The organism is Streptococcus sp. oral taxon 058 str. F0407, assembly GCF_000235485.1.
Taxonomy (GTDB): domain Bacteria; phylum Bacillota; class Bacilli; order Lactobacillales; family Streptococcaceae; genus Streptococcus.
Map to the genome: position 1 here is coordinate 1 of NZ_JH378875.1, position 645 is coordinate 645.

Annotated in this window: 1 protein-coding gene; it reads right to left on the reverse strand. The window is 43.6% G+C overall.

Annotated elements, in window-relative coordinates; translation table 11 throughout:
* Window positions 1–47: 47 nt before the first annotated feature.
* Window positions 48–521 carry a hypothetical protein gene (locus tag HMPREF9184_RS00210; protein ID WP_000768130.1) on the reverse strand — a complete coding sequence of 158 codons (474 nt, stop codon included), beginning with the start codon at window positions 519–521 and terminating at the stop codon, window positions 48–50.
* Window positions 522–645 lie beyond the last annotated feature (124 nt).

Sequence of the window (645 nt, forward strand, 5' to 3'; positions counted from 1 at the left end):
TACCTGCTTTTTCCCCTTTGTCAAGAACTTTTTTGCCTATTTTCATCTTATCTGAAATCACTCAATACTACTCTTAATTCTCCTAGGAGTGCCTTGCGTCCTTTGAAACATTCTCCTCCCATTAGACGGTCAAGTTGTTCTTGTTTTTCTTTACTCTGACTTGCTCTGTAATTACTTAGAAGTTCGTGAAAGAGATAATAATCATCTAGTCTCAGTCCTTTTTCGCCTAGGCGATGGCTGATTTCGCTCACCTCCTCATAGGGCTCTTTGTCGAAACGGCGCTTGTGACTTTCTTGTTTACGGATGTAGTCTAGGATGCGATTGCGGAATTTGGTTTTAAAGCACACATATAGTCGGTGACGTTCTCCCTCTAGTAACTCTGGATGGTGACTGACTAGCTCATAGAGGCACATCATGCCCTCCTGGTCCCAGTCCTCTTTCTCCCACAGATGGAGATGATAATCCTTCCGGCACTTATGGACAATCCCCTTGCTTTCTTCATATAACTCTTTCAGTTTCATAGGTCTCTCCTTTCTGCCTTTAGTCTAGCAGAATGCGAGAGCCTATGGATCTCTTTCCTCTATTCTATACTTATTCCTCCCTCAACGGCACACAAAAAGAGAGGCATAGCCTCTCCGGGGTTAT